3 protein-coding genes are annotated in these 2,234 nt (G+C 56.8%); all 3 read right to left on the bottom strand.

What is annotated here, in order from left to right; genetic code table 11:
* Nucleotides 1-1,490 (bottom strand): IS66 family transposase (gene tnpC / locus C7H09_RS10850; protein WP_106762527.1); only part of this gene is annotated, 1,490 nt, incomplete at its 3' end.
* 56 nt (nucleotides 1,491-1,546) lie between these two features.
* Complete coding sequence (gene tnpB / locus C7H09_RS10845) at nucleotides 1,547-1,915, bottom strand: IS66 family insertion sequence element accessory protein TnpB (RefSeq protein ID WP_106762500.1); 369 nt, start codon at nucleotides 1,913-1,915, stop codon at nucleotides 1,547-1,549.
* The coding region (tnpA, locus tag C7H09_RS10840; protein ID WP_106762499.1) for an IS66 family insertion sequence element accessory protein TnpA at nucleotides 1,915-2,234 on the bottom strand (320 nt) is incomplete at its 5' end. The genes tnpB and tnpA, both read right to left, overlap by 1 nt.

Below are 2,234 nucleotides of genomic sequence, written 5' to 3'. Positions count from 1 at the left end.
TTGTTCGCCTTGGCCGTTTCGATCAGCGAGTAACAGGTGGCACTGGCATTCGCGCCTTGGGTGGTATCGGCGAACAGCCAGGCCATACGGCCAACGGCGAAGGGCCGGATGGCGTTTTCGGCCAGCACGTTGCTGATCTGTAAATCGCCGCGTTCGCAGTAGCCCACCAGGGTATCCCACTGACTCAGGGTATAGTCCATCGCCTTGCGGGTGAGCGAGCCTTTCAGCACTTTGCTGGCGTTTTTCTCCAGCCAGGCCTTGAAGGCGTTCAGCAACGGCAGGCTTTTTTCCTGACGCACCCGATAGCGCTCGGCGTCACTCAGTTCGTTCGCGGCTTTCTCGACAGCGTACAGTTTCCGGATGTGGCTCAGGGCCACGTCGGCTTTTGAGGGCGGGCCTTTTTTGCCCTTGGCTGGCGCTGCCCGGGACGCGTCCACGAACTTGCGCCGGGCATGATCCCAACAACCGATGCGGGTCAGTTTGTTCTCGCGGCATACCTGTCCATAGCCGGAATAGCCATCGGCTTGCAGGATGCCCTGGAAGTCATCCAGCAGGCGCACCGGTACCTGGCCACCGCGAGAGGGATCGTACTCGAACAGAACCGAGGGCTTTCCGGGCGGGCCGCCCCGGGTCACCCACATCCATTTATCCGACTGGGCTTTCTTGCCGTCTTCTTTGAGCACCTGGATCCGCGTTTCATCAGCTTGCAGGTAATCACTGCCATTCTGGGTTTCCCGAATCAGGGTCATCAGCGGTTTGAACACGTCGTTCAGACGGATGATCCAGTGCGCCATGCTGGTTCGGCTGACTTCGTGACCCAGGCGTTTGAGCATCTGTTCCTGCCGATACAGCGGCAAGCCGTCGGCGTATTTGGAGGTAATGAGGTAGGCCAGCAGTGACGGTGTGGCAATGCATTTGCCCAGTGGGTGGGCTGAGCGCGGTGCAGCCACAATATGCTCCTGGCCACCCTGTTCGAAGACGGCTTTTTCCTGCCAGTATTCCAGCACCTTCAACTGTGCGGGAATGTACTCCAGCTCTTCTTTCACCTTGGTGAAGAAGGTCTTGTTGGCTCCGGCTTTCTCTTCATCGCTGAGCGTTAATTCAATACGCTCGCGCAGCAGCTTATCGGAGAAGCCACGTTGACGGCGTTTGCGGGAACGCGGCGGTGCCTCGGCCTCTTCAACATCCTCAGGCAACTCATCGCGTAGCTCGTCAATCCCGACTTCCAGTTCGGCTTCGTCGAATAGAGTGATCTGGCTGGGCTGCTTTTCGCTGCTGGCTGCGAATTGCTGGATCTTTTTGTAGCGCAGCAACTCTTCGAGAATGGCGATGTAGCTTTCACGTGCTTTGGCCGCTTGGTCGCGCTGCTGAAGCTCGACTTCTTTTGCGGCCAGCTGTTCTTGCATATCGCTGATAACAGCCAGCATTTCAGCGGTGGAGAGACCGCTGAAATCGGGTGTTTTGGAGGTGTTATCAGGCGTTGTTTTCATGTTGAAATTATAGCAAAAACAACGCCCTGACACACTAAAAAACACCACAAAAACCGCTATCCAACACTCTCATAATACAGGGTTTTATGGCCATGAAGCAGGGTGATGTCGTAGCCGTCCAGCAACCAATTGATCTGCTCGCCGTTCAGCGACATCAGCTCATCCTCTGGGCCCGGCCATTTGAATTTTTCTTCAGCCAAAGACTTGTAGTAGAGCACGAAGCCGTTGTCTTCCCACATCAGGCATTTGATCTTGTTGCGCTGCCGGTTGGTGAAGGCGAAAAGCGCGCCGGAGAACGGGTTATGGCCTAACTCCTGCTCGACAATCAGCGCCAGTCCGTTGGCCTGCTTGCGAAAATCGATGGGTTGTCGATACAGGTAAATCTCCGGCAGATCCCAGGAGGGGCGAAGGTATCGGTGGCGCATTACAGCTGCCTCAGCACGGCACCGAGTATCTCCACATTACCGGCGTGCAGCCCGGTGATCGAGACGCCTCCGGGTAATGACACCGTTAATCCATCTGACAATGCCGTGCCTGGCATCGCTGCCACCTTGGCAAAGCCAGAGAGCCCAGCCGGGCGCTCCGCAATCACGGTCTCCGGCTCAGCCAGCTTTTTGCGCCAGTAAACAAAGCGACAATAGGTCAGTGACTGCTGCTGACAGTAGGCCATGCCGGACAAACCGGACGCCTGCCAGTCTTCGATATGTTGCTGCCAGAGACGCTTGCGTTCGGCGTGTGTCATGC

Source organism: Marinobacter fuscus (assembly GCF_003007675.1).
GTDB lineage: Bacteria > Pseudomonadota > Gammaproteobacteria > Pseudomonadales > Oleiphilaceae > Marinobacter > Marinobacter fuscus.
This window is presented reverse-complemented; position numbering and strand designations above follow the sequence as displayed.